Source organism: Aquicoccus porphyridii (assembly GCF_008369105.1).
In the GTDB taxonomy this organism is placed as follows: domain Bacteria; phylum Pseudomonadota; class Alphaproteobacteria; order Rhodobacterales; family Rhodobacteraceae; genus Aquicoccus; species Aquicoccus porphyridii.
Window position 1 is genome coordinate 1 of sequence record NZ_VINQ01000118.1, and the last position, 467, is coordinate 467.

Here is a 467-nt window from a genome sequence, read left to right on the forward strand (position 1 = left end):
TGGTGTTCGCCATCAGCGGCAGGAGCAGGGGGCTTGGCTCGGCCTTCGAAAGCGGTACCCGCGACCTGCTGAACCAGGCCTATGGCGTCGCCGCCGGGCGCCCGGACGTGCAGCGCGGGCTGCTGCGCTGGATGTTCCTGGTGCTCGAGGTCGGCCACGCGATCATCGAGCTGCGTCGCGAGCAGGAGCGCCTGCCGGACGAACCCTGCTACGCCGAGGCCATGCCCTGGCGCCAGGCGATCCGCGCCATGGGGCGGGCCCTGATCCGGCTGTTCGTGCGACCCGGTGCGGAGAACCTGGAGCGCGCCCTGGCGGCTGTCGACCAGGCCATCCACGCGGCCAGGCACACCGACGAACCCTGCGCGCCGCACTTCGACAGCTCGCCGCTACGGCGGGTGCGCAGCTACCTGCACTTCATCCGTTCTTCCCTGCTCGCGCCGACCTCGCCACTGACCGAACTGGCCGGC

General features: G+C 71.5%; 1 protein-coding gene. It reads left to right on the plus strand.

The genetic code is table 11. The annotated features are described in order from the left end of the window. The coding region (locus FLO80_RS23830; protein ID WP_188078407.1) for an FUSC family protein at positions 1-467 on the plus strand (467 nt) is incomplete at both ends.